General features: G+C 53.2%; 13 protein-coding genes and 1 tRNA gene. All 14 read right to left on the bottom strand.

Going from position 1 to position 16,134, the window contains the following annotated elements:
• The coding region (locus tag HNR64_RS16650) for a GTP-binding protein (protein ID WP_204997527.1) at positions 1 to 634 on the bottom strand (634 nt) is incomplete at its 3' end.
• Between the two features lie 31 nt (positions 635 to 665).
• The gene (gene fusA, locus HNR64_RS16655; RefSeq protein ID WP_204997528.1) at positions 666 to 2,774 is read right to left on the bottom strand and encodes an elongation factor G; all 2,109 of its coding nucleotides are present in this window, start codon (positions 2,772 to 2,774) and stop codon (positions 666 to 668) included.
• Positions 2,775 to 2,807: 33 nt separating this feature from the next.
• On the bottom strand, positions 2,808 to 3,278 hold the full coding sequence (gene rpsG / locus HNR64_RS16660; protein WP_027875075.1) for a 30S ribosomal protein S7: 471 nt from the start codon (positions 3,276 to 3,278) through the stop codon (positions 2,808 to 2,810).
• A gap of 91 nt (positions 3,279 to 3,369) precedes the next feature.
• Positions 3,370 to 3,744: a 30S ribosomal protein S12 gene (gene rpsL / locus HNR64_RS16665; protein WP_027875074.1), complete on the bottom strand. Its 375-nt coding sequence runs from the start codon at positions 3,742 to 3,744 to the stop codon at positions 3,370 to 3,372.
• Positions 3,745 to 3,878: 134 nt separating this feature from the next.
• Entirely contained in the window at positions 3,879 to 8,090 is a 4,212-nt protein-coding gene (rpoC, locus tag HNR64_RS16670; protein WP_204997529.1) for a DNA-directed RNA polymerase subunit beta', read from the bottom strand.
• Positions 8,091 to 8,161: 71 nt separating this feature from the next.
• Positions 8,162 to 12,238, bottom strand: coding sequence for a DNA-directed RNA polymerase subunit beta (rpoB, locus tag HNR64_RS16675; RefSeq protein WP_204997530.1), 4,077 nt, complete (start codon positions 12,236 to 12,238; stop codon positions 8,162 to 8,164).
• A 182-nt stretch (positions 12,239 to 12,420) separates the two neighbouring features.
• Complete coding sequence (gene rplL / locus HNR64_RS16680) at positions 12,421 to 12,798, bottom strand: 50S ribosomal protein L7/L12 (RefSeq protein WP_204997531.1); 378 nt, start codon at positions 12,796 to 12,798, stop codon at positions 12,421 to 12,423.
• Positions 12,799 to 12,854: 56 nt separating this feature from the next.
• Positions 12,855 to 13,382 carry a 50S ribosomal protein L10 gene (rplJ, locus tag HNR64_RS16685; protein ID WP_204997532.1) on the bottom strand — a complete coding sequence of 176 codons (528 nt, stop codon included), beginning with the start codon at positions 13,380 to 13,382 and terminating at the stop codon, positions 12,855 to 12,857.
• A 281-nt stretch (positions 13,383 to 13,663) separates the two neighbouring features.
• The gene (gene rplA / locus HNR64_RS16690; protein WP_204997533.1) at positions 13,664 to 14,365 is read right to left on the bottom strand and encodes a 50S ribosomal protein L1; all 702 of its coding nucleotides are present in this window, start codon (positions 14,363 to 14,365) and stop codon (positions 13,664 to 13,666) included.
• Positions 14,366 to 14,797, bottom strand: a complete 432-nt coding sequence (gene rplK, locus HNR64_RS16695; protein ID WP_027875068.1) for a 50S ribosomal protein L11 — start codon at positions 14,795 to 14,797, stop codon at positions 14,366 to 14,368. It abuts the gene before it with no gap.
• A gap of 94 nt (positions 14,798 to 14,891) precedes the next feature.
• A complete protein-coding gene (gene nusG, locus HNR64_RS16700; RefSeq protein ID WP_204997534.1) occupies positions 14,892 to 15,422 on the bottom strand; it encodes a transcription termination/antitermination protein NusG in 531 nt (176 codons plus the stop codon).
• A 10-nt stretch (positions 15,423 to 15,432) separates the two neighbouring features.
• Positions 15,433 to 15,798, bottom strand: coding sequence for a preprotein translocase subunit SecE (secE, locus tag HNR64_RS16705; RefSeq protein ID WP_204997535.1), 366 nt, complete (start codon positions 15,796 to 15,798; stop codon positions 15,433 to 15,435).
• Positions 15,799 to 15,867: 69 nt separating this feature from the next.
• Positions 15,868 to 15,943 (bottom strand) — tRNA-Trp (locus HNR64_RS16710).
• 32 nt (positions 15,944 to 15,975) lie between these two features.
• Positions 15,976 to 16,134, bottom strand: a 159-nt coding sequence (locus HNR64_RS16715; RefSeq protein ID WP_476749635.1) for an EF-Tu C-terminal domain-related protein, incomplete at its 5' end; no start/stop codon positions are given.

A 16,134-nucleotide genomic window follows, 5' to 3' on the forward strand; every position in this document is an offset into this window, starting at 1 on the left:
ACTCATCCAGAGCTTTAACCAGCTTGGCAACAGCAGTTGTGCCCAGCTCGTTGTCGTCTTCGCCGTTCAGTGCCATCAGGGCAGAACCCGCGATGATTGGCGTGTCGTCGCCTGGGAAGTCGTAAGTGTCGAGCAGCTCACGCAGCTCCATTTCAACCAGCTCGAGCATTTCGTTGTACTCTTCGCTGCCTACGCCGCCACAGTCTTCAGCCAGCAGGTCGGCCTTGTTCAGGAAGACAACGATGTAGGGTACACCAACCTGACGAGACAGCAGGATGTGCTCGCGAGTCTGAGGCATTGGGCCGTCAGTCGCACCACATACCAGGATCGCGCCGTCCATCTGAGCGGCACCAGTGATCATGTTTTTAACGTAGTCAGCGTGCCCTGGGCAGTCGACGTGTGCGTAGTGACGAATGTCTGAATCGTACTCTACGTGAGAGGTAGCGATGGTAATACCACGCTCACGCTCTTCAGGCGCATTATCGATACCGTCGAATGCAACGGCTTCACCGCCGAAGACTTCTGCACAAACGCGCGTCAGCGCTGCAGTCAGAGTCGTTTTACCATGGTCAACGTGACCGATGGTGCCCACGTTGACGTGGGGCTTACTACGTTCAAATTTTTCCTTTGCCACGATTTTTTCCTCGTTCTAAAGTTTTGGCGAATCAGCCCATGTTTTTACTAATAATTTCGTCTGCGACATTCTTCGGTGCCTCGGAGTACTTCTCAAACTCCATGGTGAATGTCGCGCGACCCTGGGTCGCACTGCGCAGATCGGTTGCGTAGCCAAACATTTCTGCCAACGGCACTTCTGCGTTGACAACTTTTCCAGATACGCTTTCTTCCATGCCCAAGATAATGCCGCGACGGCGATTGAGATCACCCACCACGTCACCCATATTTTCTTCCGGCGTTACCACTTCAACCTTCATTACCGGCTCAAGCAGCACGGCACCACCACTCTGCGCCAGCTTTTTCGTTGCCATCGACGCTGCCACTTTAAACGCCATCTCATTGGAGTCGACATCGTGGAAGGAGCCATCGTAGAGCGTCGCTTTAAGGCCCAACAGCGGATAACCCGCCAGCACGCCGTTCTGCATCTGCTCTTCAATCCCTTTTTGCACCGCCGGAATATACTCCTTCGGTACCACACCACCGACGATCTCGTTCACAAATTCGAGACCCTCGGCATTGGCGTCTTCGGCAGGCTCGAAGCGCACCCAGACGTGACCGTACTGACCGCGACCACCGGATTGACGAACGAACTTGCCTTCGATTTCACAGTTATTGCGAATGGCTTCGCGGTAGGCCACCTGAGGCTTACCGATATTCGCCTCAACACTGAATTCACGACGCATGCGATCAACAAGAATATCCAGATGCAGCTCGCCCATACCAGAGATGATCGTCTGCCCGGTTTCCTCGTCCGTCTTAACACGAAACGACGGATCCTCTTGCGCAAGCTTACCCAACGCGATGCCCATCTTTTCCTGATCAGCCTTAGAACGAGGCTCCACGGCCACGGAGATAACCGGCTCAGGAAATTCCATTCGCTCCAGAACGATCACGTTATCCGGGTCGCAAAGCGTATCCCCGGTCGTCACGTCCTTTAAACCGATAGCGGCAGCGATATCGCCCGCCAGCACTTCTTTGATTTCCTGACGGTCGTTTGAGTGCATTTGCACCATCCGACCCACACGCTCTTTCTTACCCTTAACCGAGTTAAATACGGCCGTACCACTTTCCAACTTGCCGGAATAAACCCGGAAAAAGGTCAGAGTACCAACAAAGGGGTCAGTCGCGATTTTAAAGGCAAGCGCTGCGAACGGCGCATTGTCATCTGCCTCACGCGTTTCGACGGTTTCCGCTTTATCGTCAAGCGTACCCTCGATCGCCTTAACCTCTTCCGGCGAAGGCATGTACTCGATCACCGCATCCAGCACAGCTTGAACGCCTTTGTTTTTAAAGGCAGAGCCGCCAAATACCGGGATAATCTCATTCGCCAATGTGCGCGCACGAATGCCCGCTTTAATTTCTTCCTCGCTCAGCTCACCGCCTTCGAGGTATTTATCCATCAGCTCTTCGTTGGCTTCGGCAGCAGCTTCCACCATGTACTCACGCATTTCCGCACACTGATCTTGCAGATCAGCGGGAATATCTTCGTAAGTAAAGGTCATACCCTGGTCTTCGGCGTTCCAAATGATCGCCTTCATTTTGACCAGGTCAACAACCCCTTTGAAATCTTCTTCTGCACCGATGGTCATTTGCATCGGCACCGCATTCGCACCCAATCGCTCTCGCAACTGGCTGACGACACGCTCAAAATCAGCGCCAGCGCGGTCCATCTTGTTGACGAACACCATGCGCGGCACTTCATATTTATTTGCCTGACGCCACACGGTCTCAGTTTGAGGCTGAACACCGGAGGAGCCACACAGCACCACTACCGCGCCATCAAGGACGCGGAGTGAGCGCTCCACTTCAATGGTAAAGTCAACGTGCCCTGGGGTATCGATAATGTTGACGCGATGCTGGTCGAACTGCTGCTGCATGCCCGCCCAAAAACAGGTAGTCGCGGCCGAGGTAATAGTGATACCCCGCTCTTGCTCCTGCTCCATCCAGTCCATGGTGGCAGCGCCATCATGAACTTCGCCAATTTTATGAGACAACCCCGTGTAAAACAGGACGCGCTCGGTAGTCGTCGTCTTACCGGCGTCTACGTGAGCGCAGATACCGATATTGCGGTATCTTGAAATAGGTGTTTTACGAGCCACGATGTACTCCCCAGATTGAAGCCAAATCCATCATTAGAAACGGAAGTGGGAGAACGCCTTGTTAGCCTCAGCCATACGATGCACGTCTTCACGCTTCTTAACTGCAGAGCCCTTGCCCTGAGATGCATCGATAATTTCACCAGCCAAACGCTGACGCATGGACTTCTCACCACGGCCACGTGAGTAATCCACCAACCAACGCATGGCCAATGCTGTACGACGGCTTGGGCGTACTTCTACCGGCACCTGATACGTGGCACCACCGACACGGCGAGACTTAACCTCTACCATTGGCGCAATATTTTCCAGCGCTTCGTCGAATACTTCGATGGGGTCTTTGCTTAAACGCTCCTGCACCAGGTCCAGAGCTCCATAGACAATGCGCTCTGCAACCGATTTTTTACCACTCACCATAACGTGGTTCATGAACTTGGCCAGGGTAAGATTTCCGAATTTCGGATCTGGCAGGATCTCCCGCTTAGCGGCAACGCGTCTTCTTGGCATGATTACTACTCTCTCTTCAGGGTAATCCAGGCAACGATCGCCATTGCGATGACCTGGCCTTACTCAAATCTATGTAAAAACGTCCGATCAATTAAGACTTAGGACGCTTGGTTCCGTACTTAGAACGACCTTGCTTACGGTCGTTAACACCTGATGTATCCAGGCTGCCGCGAACAGTGTGGTAACGCACACCCGGCAAATCCTTAACACGGCCACCGCGAATCAGCACAACACTGTGCTCCTGCAGGTTGTGGCCTTCACCACCGATGTAAGATGAAACTTCGTAACCGTTAGTCAAACGTACACGACACACTTTACGAAGCGCCGAGTTCGGCTTCTTAGGTGTAGTGGTGTAAACACGAGTACAAACGCCACGACGCTGAGGGCAAGCCTGCAATGCAGGAACGTCACTCTTAGCAGTCTTGCGCTTTCTCGGCTGACGAACCAACTGGTTGATCGTTGCCATTGATAAGACTCCAAATACTAAAGGCCAGCACCTTATGTGCTGACCGACTGTACGCCGGCATCCGCCGACGATATAAAAAAAGCGGAGCGCGAATTCTAAAGACGCACCCCGCCCCCGTCAAGTAGCCGGAATAGTTAGCTTTGGTCGCTAAGTGCTTCCGACAGCGCCGCTTCTACTTCCTGCGCCGACACAGAACTGCTGGTGTCGTCGCGTTTCAGTTTGCGATCGCGATGGTATGCCAAACCTGTTCCCGCCGGGATCAGACGGCCAACTACCACATTTTCTTTCAATCCGCGCAGATAATCGCGCTTGCCAGTTACCGCGGCCTCGGTGAGTACACGGGTTGTCTCCTGGAACGATGCCGCAGAAATAAACGACTCTGTTGCCAAGGAGGCTTTGGTAATACCGAGCAATTCACGGTCAAAGCTGGCAGGCACTTTGCCTTCCGCAACGAGGCGCTCGTTCTCTTCAGCAACTCGCACGTATTCAACCTGCTCGCCCTTAATGAACGATGAATCGCCCGAGGTCATAATGTTGACCTTGCGCAGCATCTGGCGGCTAATGACTTCGATATGTTTATCGTTAATTTTAACGCCCTGGAGACGGTAAACGTCTTGGATCTCGTTAACGATATACTTCGCCAGCTCTTCCACACCCTTCAGGCGCAGAATGTCGTGAGGGCTCAGCGGACCTTCCGAAACAATTTCACCTTTCTCAACTTGCTCACCCTCGAACACTGTCAGCTGACGCCACTTGGGAATCAGTACTTCGTAGTGGTCGCTACCGTCAGCCAGCGGCTTGCCGTCAGCTGGGGTGATGATCAGGCGACGCTTGCCCTTGGTTTCTTTACCAAAAGACACGGTACCGCTGATCTCAGCAAGAATCGCAGGCTCTTTAGGCTTACGCGCTTCGAATAGGTCGGCAACCCGTGGCAGACCACCGGTGATGTCCCGCGTTTTCGAGCTTTCCTGAGGAATCTTGGCAATAACATCACCAACCTTCACTTCAGCACCATTCTCAAGGCTGACGATCGCGTGGTCAGTCAAGAAGTAGTGCGCTGGCACATTGGTGCCCGCCAAACACAGTTCTTCGCCGTTGGCATCGACCAAGGTAACCGCCGGACGCATGTCTTTACCCGCCGCCGGGCGCTCAGACTGCTCCATCACGGCGATACTGCTCAGGCCAGTGAGTTCATCAGTTTGACGCTTAACGGTAATGCCTTCTTCCATACCGGACATTTTCACAATACCCGCCACCTCAGTAATGATGGGGTGGGTGTGTGGGTCCCAGGTCGCGACGATATCGCCTGCGCTAACCTCTGAGCGGTCCGCAACTTTAATGATGGCACCGTAAGGCAGCTTGTAGCGCTCGCGCTCACGGCCGCTGCGATCGGTAATTGCCAGCTCACCGGAGCGGCTTACCGCAACCAAGTTGCCATCTTCACGCTCAACGAATTTCAGGTTGTGCAGACGCGCTTTACCGTCCTGCTTAACTTGAATATTGTCGACAGCGGTTGCTCGCGATGCCGCACCACCAATGTGGAAGGTACGCATGGTCAGCTGGGTACCCGGCTCACCGATCGACTGCGCCGCAATAACACCGACTGACTCACCGCGGTTAACAAGGTGTCCGCGGGCCAGGTCACGACCGTAGCACATAGAGCAAACGCCGTGCTTGGTGTCACAGGTGATGGGCGAGCGAACTTCGATTTCATCGATACCCATCTCTTCAAGCTCGATAACACCCTTCTCATCGAGCATGACACCGGCTTCTACAGCAACGTCGTCTGTACCAGGCTTGAGCACGTCTTTGGCAACAATACGGCCAAGTACGCGGTCACCCAGGGTTTCGATAATGTCGCCACCTTCAATAACCGGCGTCATCAACAGGCCGTGGTCGGTACCACAGTCGTCTTCAGTGATAACCAGATCCTGAGCGACATCCACCAAGCGGCGAGTCAGGTAACCGGAGTTCGCTGTTTTCAATGCGGTATCAGCAAGACCTTTACGCGCACCGTGAGTCGAGATGAAGTACTGCAGTACGTTCAGACCTTCACGGAAGTTAGCGGTAATCGGCGTCTCGATGATCGAGCCATCTGGCTTGGCCATCAATCCCCGCATACCGGCCAGCTGACGAATCTGCGCCGGCGAACCCCGTGCGCCCGAGTCAGCGTAGATATATACCGAGTTGAAGGAGTCTTGCTGCTCTTCTTCACCGTCGCGGTTAATTACGCTTTCTTTCGACAGGCCTTCCATCATCGACTTGGACACCAAGTCATTGGCGCGAGACCAGATATCGATAACCTTGTTGTACTTCTCACCCTGCGTTACCAGACCTGAGGCGTACTGTTTTTCGATCTCAACGACTTCGGCGTCCGCGGCGGCAACAATTTTCGCCTTCTCTTCGGGGATTTCGAAATCGTTAACACCAATTGAGCTACCCGAACGAGTCGAGTACTCAAAACCGGTGTACATCAACTGGTCACCGAGAATTACCGTGGCCTTCAAGCCAACTTGGCGGTAACACTCATTCAACAGACGAGAAATAGCCTTTTTCGCCATTGCCTGGTTTACCAGGTCAAACGGCAAACCATCGGGAACGATGCGCCACAGCACCACACGACCTACGGTGGTATCAACAATGCTGCGATTTTCCTGGCGCTCGCCGTTTTCGTCGAAGCTCACTTGCTTGATACGGCACTTAATGCGTGCTTGCAGGTGCACCTTGCCACCGGCGTAGGCGCGCTGTACTTCCTGCGGGCTTGAGAACGCCATACCCTCACCGAGGGCATTAACGCGGTCGCGCGTCATCCAGTACAGACCCAATACCACGTCCTGAGAAGGCACGATGATCGGCTCACCATTTGCAGGCGACAGGATGTTATTGGTCGACATCATCAGCGCGCGGGCTTCAAGCTGGGCTTCCAGTGTCAGCGGTACGTGTACCGCCATTTGGTCACCATCGAAGTCGGCGTTGTAAGCGGCACATACCAGTGGGTGGAGCTGGATCGCTTTACCTTCGATCAGCACAGGCTCGAAGGCCTGGATGCCCAAACGGTGAAGGGTAGGCGCCCGGTTCAGCAACACGGGGTGCTCGCGGATAACTTCGGCGAGAATATCCCACACTTCCGGCGGCTCGCGCTCAACCATCTTCTTAGCGGCTTTGATCGTTGTCGCTAAGCCACGCGCCTCCAACTTACCGAAGATAAACGGCTTGAACAGCTCCAATGCCATCTTCTTGGGCAGACCACACTGGTGCAAACGCAGGGTGGGACCAACGACGATAACCGAACGGCCGGAGTAGTCGACGCGCTTACCCAGCAGGTTTTGACGGAAACGACCCTGCTTACCTTTGATCATGTCAGCAAGCGATTTCAGCGGACGCTTGTTAGAACCGGTAATAGCGCGACCGCGACGACCGTTATCGAGCAGGGCATCAACAGACTCCTGCAGCATACGCTTTTCGTTGCGCACGATAATATCAGGCGCATTCAGGTCCAGCAGGCGCTTCAAACGGTTATTACGGTTAATAACGCGGCGATACAGATCGTTCAGATCAGAGGTCGCAAAACGGCCGCCATCCAGCGGTACCAGCGGACGCAAATCCGGTGGCAAAACCGGCAGAACCTGCAGGATCATCCACTCTGGCTTGTTGCCAGAATCTGCCAACGCTTCGATCAACTTCAAGCGCTTAGACAGTTTTTTGATTTTTGTCTCGGAGTTCGTTGCGGGAATCTCTTCACGCAGACGCTCGATTTCCTCATGCATATCCAGCTCGATGAGCAAATGCATGATCGCCTCGGCACCCATTTTCGCGGTGAAGTCATCACCGAATTCTTCCATGGCCTCGAAGTACTGCTCATCGCTAAGCAGCTGCCCCTTGTCCAGGGTGGTCATACCGGGGTCGGTAACAACGTAAGATTCAAAGTAGAGAATCCGCTCGATGTCACGCAGGGTCATGTCCAGCAACAAGCCGATGCGGCTTGGCAGTGACTTCAAGAACCAAATGTGGGCAACGGGGCTAGCCAGCTCGATGTGGCCCATACGCTCGCGGCGCACTTTGGCCAGCGCCACTTCAACGCCGCATTTTTCACAAATAACGCCGCGATGCTTCAGGCGCTTATATTTGCCACACAGGCACTCGTAATCTTTGACGGGGCCAAAGATTTTCGCGCAAAACAAGCCGTCGCGCTCGGGCTTAAAGGTACGGTAGTTAATAGTCTCTGGCTTTTTCACTTCGCCAAAAGACCAAGAGCGAATCAGCTCTGGCGACGCCAAACCAATACGAATTGAATCGAATTCGTCAGTTTGCTGTCCCTGCTTAAGTAAATTCAATAAGTCTTTCAAGGCCGTTCCTCCGCAAGGGTATTAAATAGGCGCCGCGTTAACCGGCGCCCCTTGCCAATCGTTGTTGATGCTTATTCCGTATCCAGCTCGATGTTGATACCGAGCGAGCGGATTTCTTTAACCAGTACATTGAAAGACTCGGGCATGCCCGGCTCCATGCGCTGGTCGCCATCAACGATGTTTTTGTACATCTTGGTGCGACCGTTAACGTCATCCGACTTAACAGTAAGCATCTCTTGTAGAGTGTAGGCAGCACCGTATGCTTCCAGTGCCCAGACCTCCATCTCCCCGAAACGCTGACCACCGAACTGCGCTTTACCACCCAGCGGCTGCTGAGTAACAAGGCTGTACGAACCGGTGGAACGGGCGTGCATTTTGTCATCGACCAAGTGGTTCAGCTTGAGCATGTACATGTAACCAACGGTTACCGGACGATCAAACTCCATACCGGTACGGCCATCGCACAGGCGCAGCTGACCGCTGTCTGGCAAGTCAGCCAGTGTCAGCAGGCTCTTGATCTCGGCTTCATTCGCACCGTCAAAGACCTGCGTTGCCATTGGCACGCCGCCTTTCAGGTTCTTCGCCATTTCCATGATCTGCGCATCGCTAAAGCTGTCGAGGTCTTCGGTTCGACCCGCACCGTCATTGTAGACTTTGCCGAGGAATTCACGAACTTCAGCCACTTTGCGCTGTTCACGCAGCATGGTGTCGATCTTATTACCCAAGCCTTTCGCGGCGAGGCCGAGGTGGGTTTCAAGGATCTGACCAACGTTCATCCGCGACGGTACACCCAGTGGGTTGAGAACGATATCAACGGGCTCACCGGTTTCGTCAAAGGGCATGTCCTCTACGGGCATGATGACCGAGATAACACCCTTGTTACCGTGACGACCCGCCATTTTGTCGCCAGGCTGAATACGACGCTTAATAGCGAGATACACTTTGACGATTTTCAGTACGCCAGGAGCCAGGTCGTCGCCAGTTGTCAGCTTGCGCTTCTTGTCCTCAAAACGCTCTTCCAAGGTCTTGCGGTGCTCGCCAAGTTGCTTGTCAGCATCTTCCAGGGCGGCGTTGATTGACTCTTCTGCCAGGCGCAGCTTCAGCCAGTCATCACTTTTCAGGCCGTCGAGTACGTCGCTGGTCAGCTCGTCATTCTTTTTCAGACCTGGACCGCTGAGGACTTTTTGGCCCTCAAGCAAGCTACGCAAACGCGCGAAGGTCGCTTCTTCAACAATGCGGTATTCCTCGTTCAGGTCCTTGCGGAACTGGTCGAGCTGCATTTTTTCAATTTCCAGGGCGCGCTTATCTTTTTCCAGACCATCACGTGTGAAGACCTGAACATCGATAACGGTGCCTTTCGTGCTCGACGGCACACGCAGCGACGTGTCTTTAACGTCGGATGCTTTCTCACCGAAAATCGCACGCAGCAACTTTTCTTCTGGCGTCAGCTGGGTTTCACCTTTCGGCGTAACTTTACCCACCAAAATATCGCCAGGGCCAACTTCGGCGCCGATGTAAACGATGCCGGACTCATCCAGATTCGCCAGTGCACCTTCACCGACGTTGGGGATGTCCGAGGAAATCTCTTCAGGGCCCAACTTGGTGTCACGCGCAATACACGTCAGTTCTTGAATGTGAATCGTTGTGAAACGATCCTCTTTCACCACGCGCTCTGAAACGAGGATAGAATCCTCAAAGTTGTAACCATTCCAAGGCATGAATGCGATGCGCATGTTCTGACCCAGAGCCAGCTCACCCAGGTCTACTGAGGGGCCATCTGCAAGGATATCACCGCGCACGACATCATCACCTTCGCGAACGATAGGACGCTGGTTAATACAGGTGTTCTGGTTAGAACGCGTGTATTTAGTCAGGTTGTAGATATCAACCGGCGGCTGACCTGACTGCACTTCGTCGTTGTTAACACGTACAACGATGCGCGAAGAGTCCACGCTGTCGATAACACCACCGCGGCGGGCGACAACACAAACACCGGAGTCAGACGCTACATAGCGCTCAAAACCTGTACCGACAAGCGGTTTGTCTGCCTTCAAAGTCGGCACTGCCTGGCGCTGCATGTTCGAGCCCATCAATGCGCGGTTCGCATCATCGTGCTCCAGGAACGGAATCAACGACGCAGCAACCGAAACCACCTGCTTTGGAGAGACATCCATGTAGGTAACTTTTTCCGGCGGCATAACGGTGAATTCGTTCATGTGACGAACCGCTACCATCTCATCGGTCAGCTCACCTTTGTCGTTCATTGCTGCCGACGCCTGAGCGATAACCTGCTCAGCTTCGTTTATCGCAGACAAGTACTCGATTTCTTCACTGACTTTGCCATCAACCACTTTACGGTATGGACTTTCGAGGAAGCCGTACTCGTTCGTTCGGGCGTAAGTTGCCAGCGAATTAATCAAACCGATGTTTGGCCCTTCAGGCGTCTCGATAGGACAAACCCGGCCGTAGTGCGTTGGGTGAACGTCGCGAACCTCAAAGCCTGCACGCTCACGCGTCAGACCACCGGGCCCAAGTGCCGACACACGACGCTTGTGGGTGATCTCAGACAATGGGTTGTTCTGATCCATAAACTGAGACAGCTGCGACGAACCAAAAAACTCTTTAACGGCCGCGGCAACGGGCTTGGCATTGATCAGATCCTGGGGCATCAAGCCTTCGCTTTCCGCCATAGACAAGCGCTCTTTTACTGCACGCTCTACACGAACCAAGCCCACGCGGAACTGGTTCTCTGCCATTTCACCAACCGAACGGATACGGCGGTTACCCAGGTGATCGATATCGTCGACGACACCTTTACCGTTACGGATGTCAACGAGGGTCTTCAGTACAGCGACAATGTCGTCTTTATCCAGCGTGCCTGCGCCGGTGATTTCCTCGCGGCCCAAACGGCGGTTAAACTTCATGCGACCAACAGCGGACAGGTCGTAACGCTCAGCTGAGAAGAACAGGTTCTGGAACAGGTTCTCAGCAGAGTCTTTGGTCGGCGGCTCACCGGGACGCATCATGCGGTAGATTTCTACCAGTGCTTCCAGCTCTGAATTGGTTGGGTCAGTGCGTAGGGTATCGCTGATGAACGGACCGCAGTCCAGCTCATTGGTGTACAGGGTCTCAATTTCTGAAACACCGGACTCCTGCAGTTTTTCAACCATCTCCAGTGTGATTTCGGCGTTACAGGGGTACAACACCTCACCGGTCTTGGTATCCACCACATCTTTCGCCAGTGCGCGGCCTACCAGGTATTCAACGGGCACTTCCAGCTCTTTCAGCTTGGATTTTTCCAGCTGGCGAATATGGCGCGCGGTAATACGGCGGCCAGTTTCAACGATAACTTCGCCATCTTTGCCGCAGATATCAAAGGTCGCAACCTCACCACGCAGACGCTCTGGAATCAGTGCGATGGTGAATTTGCCGTCTTTAGATACTTTAAATGTGTTGACGTCAAAGAACAGTTCGAGGATTTCTTCCGCGGTCATGCCCAAGGCGCGCAACAGGATAGTTGCCGGCAACTTACGGCGGCGGTCGATACGCACGTACACCAGGTCTTTAGGGTCGAATTCAAAGTCCAACCAAGAACCACGGTAAGGAATCACTCGCGCTGAGTAGAGCAATTTACCTGAGGAGTGTGTCTTGCCACGGTCGTGATCAAAGAACACGCCGGGAGAGCGGTGCAGCTGGGAAACAATAACCCGCTCGGTACCGTTGATGACAAAGGTACCATTCTCCGTCATCAGGGGGATCTCCCCCATGTAGACTTCTTGCTCTTTAATGTCTTTGATGCTTTTGTTCGCTGAATCTTTATCGTAGATAATCAGCCGAACTTTAACGCGCAACGGCACCGAAAAGGTCACCCCGCGCAGCTGGCATTCATTCACGTCGAACGCCGGTGCTCCCAGCACATAGTCAACGTACTCTAACGCTGCATTGCCGGAATAACTTACGATTGGGAAGATTGATTTAAAAGCAGCGTGCAAGCCGTGCTCGCCGCGCTCAGCAGCGGGAATACCCTGCTGTGTAAATTTCTTGTAAGAATCTAACTGAATCGCAAGAAGGTAAGGCACGTCCATAACGTGTGGCAATTTGCCAAAGTCCTTGCGAATACGTTTTTTCTCAGTGTACGAGTAAGCCATCAGTACTCCCCAGCATCATTACCTGACCCCTGCGCAACCGGCGCTGGCATCGTTTGCGCGGTGGTCAAGCCACCGCTGACCAGAGCAATCGCCCCGGCCCAATGTCTCAAACAGCAAAAGGCCGGCGGGATAAACCCACCAGCCTCGCTTGAGATCGACCTGTAAACAGGTCTATCAGCAACTTACTTAAGCTCGACAGATGCGCCAGCTTCTTCCAGTGCTTTTTTAGCTTCTTCAGCGTCGTCTTTAGAAGCGCCTTCTTTAACAGTTGATGGAGCACCGTCAACCATTTCTTTCGCTTCTTTCAGACCCAAGCCGGTGATAGCGCGAACCGCTTTGATGACGTTTACTTTCTTGTCACCAGCGCCAGTCAGAACTACGTCGAACTCAGTCTGCTCAGCGGCAGCAGCGCCACCTTCAGCAGCGGCTGCAGGAGCAGCAGCAACGGCAGCAGCGGCAGTTACGCCAAACTTCTCTTCCATTGCTTCGATGAGTTCAACCACTTCCATAACGCTCATTTCAGCGATTGCATTGAGGATATCGTCTTTAGACAGAGCCATTTTCAACTCCCTACTGTATCAAATTGTGAAAAAATTAATCGTTAACTAAGCTGCGATTAAGCAGCTTCTTTCTGATCGCGAACTGCAGCCAATGTACGTACCAGCTTTCCTGGGACTTCGTTCATTGTCTGTACCAGCTTGGTCGCCGGCGCCAACATCACACTCATCAACATAGACAGAGCCTGATCGCGCGTCGGCAGTTTCGCCAATACATCCAACTGTTCCGAACCCATTAGCTGGCCACTGACCGCAAGTGCTTTCACTTCAAAGTTTTCGTTTTCTTTAGCGAAATCTTTGAAGATACGCGCCGCAGCACCTGGATCTTCCATCGAAAATGCCAACAGAGAGGGACCTTTGAAGGCCTCTTCTGCGCACTCGAATTCCGTTCCTTTCAACGCGATTTTCGCCAGGGTGTTGCGCACTACACGCAAATCAACCTGAGAATCCCGCGCCTGCTTACGGAGCTCAGTCATTTCGGCTACTGAACACCCACGGGCGTCAGCAATAACCAATGACAGTGCACTCGCGGCAGTCTCGTTAACATCAGCAACTATCGCTTTCTTGTCTTCGAGTCTTAATGCCACTTGGATAACTCCTGGATTTGTCAGTTACTTACCGTAGACAGCTTGCCTAGGCTCGCTGCCGTTCATGTGGTGAACAAATCCGATCCACCATCTGCGTAGGCCGGTGCCGGTAACGCTGCATGCAGCACACCTATTAAGAGCGTCGATGCCTTACGACACCTCAGCTCACCTACGGTCTTTGATGGTCTTTGTCTTTTGACACAGTAGGTCGATTGTCAAAGACCACAAAGTCTTGCCGGCATAACGCCAGCGCCGGGCCGAAGCCCGAATTCTGTTATTGATTACTTCGCTACAGACAAGCTGCTCTGGTCGATAACCAGACCGGGGCCCATCGTAGAAGAAAGCGTAATCTTCTTCAGGTAAACACCTTTTGCAGACGCAGGCTTAGCTTTCTTAAGGTCAGCCAGCAATGCTTCCAGGTTTTCCTGAAGCGCAGCAGCGTCGAACTTGATGCTACCGATAGCGCCGTGAACGATGCCATTTTTGTCTGTGCGGTAGCGAACCTGACCCGCTTTCGCGTTCTTAACGGCAGTTTCAACATCAGGTGTTACGGTGCCGGTCTTGGGGTTAGGCATCAGGCCACGGGGACCCAGAACCTGGCCCAACTGACCCACTACGCGCATTGCATCAGGTGACGCAACGACAACGTCGAAGTCCATCATGCCGCCTTTAACCTGCTCGGCGAGCTCTTCCATGCCAACAAAATCTGCGCCAGCAGCCTTTGCTTTTTCAGCGTTTTCACCCTGAGTAAACACGGCGACGCGAACGTCTTTACCAGTGCCGTTTGGCAGTGTCGTTGCACCGCGAACCGCCTGGTCTGATTTACGCGCATCAACACCCAGGTTGATTGCAACGTCAACGGCCTCGCTGAATTTAACGCTAGAAACTTCTTTCAGCAGTGAAACCGCTTCTTCGATGCCGTATTGCTTGCCAGCAACAACTTTTTCACGGATTGCCTTTTGGCGCTTGCTCAACTTAGCCATTTACACACCCTCCACTTCGATACCGGCAGCACGTGCACTTCCGGCGATGGTGCGCACAGCGGCATCCATATCTGCCGCAGTAAGGTCTGGCATCTTCATTGTTGCAATTTCTTCCAGCTGGGCACGGTTAACCTTGCCAACTTTTTTCGTGTTCGGAGTGCCTGAGCCACTTTTCACACCCGCAGCTTTCTTCAGCAAGAATGATGCTGGCGGAGTTTTAGTTGTGAAAGTGAAGCTGCGGTCAGCGTACACAGTAATAACGACAGGAATCGGCATACCGTTTTCCATGCTCTGAGTTTGAGCATTGAACGCCTTACAAAATTCCATGATGTTAACGCCGTGCTGACCCAGCGCAGGACCAACCGGGGGACTTGGGTTAGCGCCGCCTGCGGGCACCTGAAGCTTGATATAAGCCTGGACTTTCTTAGCCATTGTTTTCTCCTTTTGGGTATTAACGCCTCTGGGCCTCGCGGCCTGTCAACGGCTCCCCGTTACTTTCAAAACCTGCGCAATACGCAGGTTGTGCTTAGGTCTTTTCTACTTGGCCGAAATCCAATTCGACGGGCGTAGAACGACCGAAAATCAGTACCGCCACATGCAGACGGTTTTTCTCGTAATTCACCTCTTCAACAACCCCATTAAAGTCGTTAAAGGGGCCATCAATAACACGAACCATTTCACCTGGCTCGAACAAGGTTTTGGGCTTGGGTTTATCACCGCTTTCTACGCGCTGCAGGATTGCGTCTGCTTCTTTCTGCGTAATCGGCGCAGGCTTATCCGCCTTACCACCTATAAAGCCCATGACACGAGGCGTTTCTTTCACCAAGTGCCATGTGTCGTCATCCAGCTCCATTTCGATCAAAACGTAACCGGGGAAGAACTTGCGCTCGCTCTTGCGCTTTTGACCGCCGCGCATCTCAACCACTTCTTCAGTGGGAACAAGCACTTCTCCAAAACGGTCTTCAAAGCCCGATAGCTCAATGCGCTCTTTCAGCGCAGACGCTACCTTTTTTTCGTAGCCGGAATAGGCGTGAACTACATACCAACGTTTAGCCATAATCTAGCCCTCAGCCTATTACCAACGAGGCCAACCAACCGAGCAAGGTATCGAGCCCCCACAAAATCAGTGCCGCCACAATCACAAATGCAACAACGATTAACGTCGTTTGTGTGCCTTCTTGGCGGGTCGGCCAAACAACTTTGCGAATCTCGTTGCGAGCGCCTTTCAGCAGGTCAAAAAATGCTGCCCCACGGCTGGTTTGCGCCGCGACAAAGCCAGCAACGACTGCGAGCACCAGCAACGCGATTACGCGATACAGCAATGACTCATCGGAGAAGTACATATTGCCGCCAACACCTGCGGCAACCAGCAGGGTTACAACTACCCACTTCAAGCCATCAAGGCGACTTTCGTCTTCTGCCTTCGCTACCATCTTGTGACCGTATCCTTTTTGCTAAGCGCAAAACACCACTTCGCATGCGCGAAGCGGTGTCAGCGTAAGTGGCAGGCCAGGAGGGACTCGAACCCCCAACAGCCGGTTTTGGAGACCGGTGCTCTACCAATTGAACTACTGGCCTACAAACGCCGACCCAAGGCCGGCATTTACTCTTTACTCTACGATTTTCGCTACCACGCCGGCGCCGACAGTACGACCACCTTCACGGATTGCAAAGCGCAGACCTTCTTCCATCGCGATAGGCGCAATCAATGTCACGTCCATTTTCACGTTGTCGCCAGGCATTACCATTTCTGTACCTTCTGGCAGCTC

The organism is Spongiibacter marinus (assembly GCF_016906995.1).
In the GTDB taxonomy this organism is placed as follows: Bacteria; Pseudomonadota; Gammaproteobacteria; order Pseudomonadales; family Spongiibacteraceae; genus Spongiibacter; species Spongiibacter marinus.

Bases quoted from the DNA above. Each gene is read 5' to 3' on its own strand.
- rplK (WP_027875068.1), bottom strand. From the start codon at position 14,797: ATGGCTAAGAAAGTCCAGGCTTATATCAAGCTTCAGGTGCCCGCAGGC.
- rpsL (WP_027875074.1), bottom strand. From the start codon at position 3,744: ATGGCAACGATCAACCAGTTGGTTCGTCAGCCGAGAAAGCGCAAGACT.
- nusG (WP_204997534.1), bottom strand. From the start codon at position 15,422: ATGGCTAAACGTTGGTATGTAGTTCACGCCTATTCCGGCTACGAAAAA.
- secE (WP_204997535.1), bottom strand. From the start codon at position 15,798: ATGGTAGCGAAGGCAGAAGACGAAAGTCGCCTTGATGGCTTGAAGTGG.
- rpoB (WP_204997530.1), bottom strand. From the start codon at position 12,238: ATGGCTTACTCGTACACTGAGAAAAAACGTATTCGCAAGGACTTTGGC.
- rpsG (WP_027875075.1), bottom strand. From the start codon at position 3,278: ATGCCAAGAAGACGCGTTGCCGCTAAGCGGGAGATCCTGCCAGATCCG.
- rplL (WP_204997531.1), bottom strand. From the start codon at position 12,798: ATGGCTCTGTCTAAAGACGATATCCTCAATGCAATCGCTGAAATGAGC.
- rplA (WP_204997533.1), bottom strand. From the start codon at position 14,365: ATGGCTAAGTTGAGCAAGCGCCAAAAGGCAATCCGTGAAAAAGTTGTT.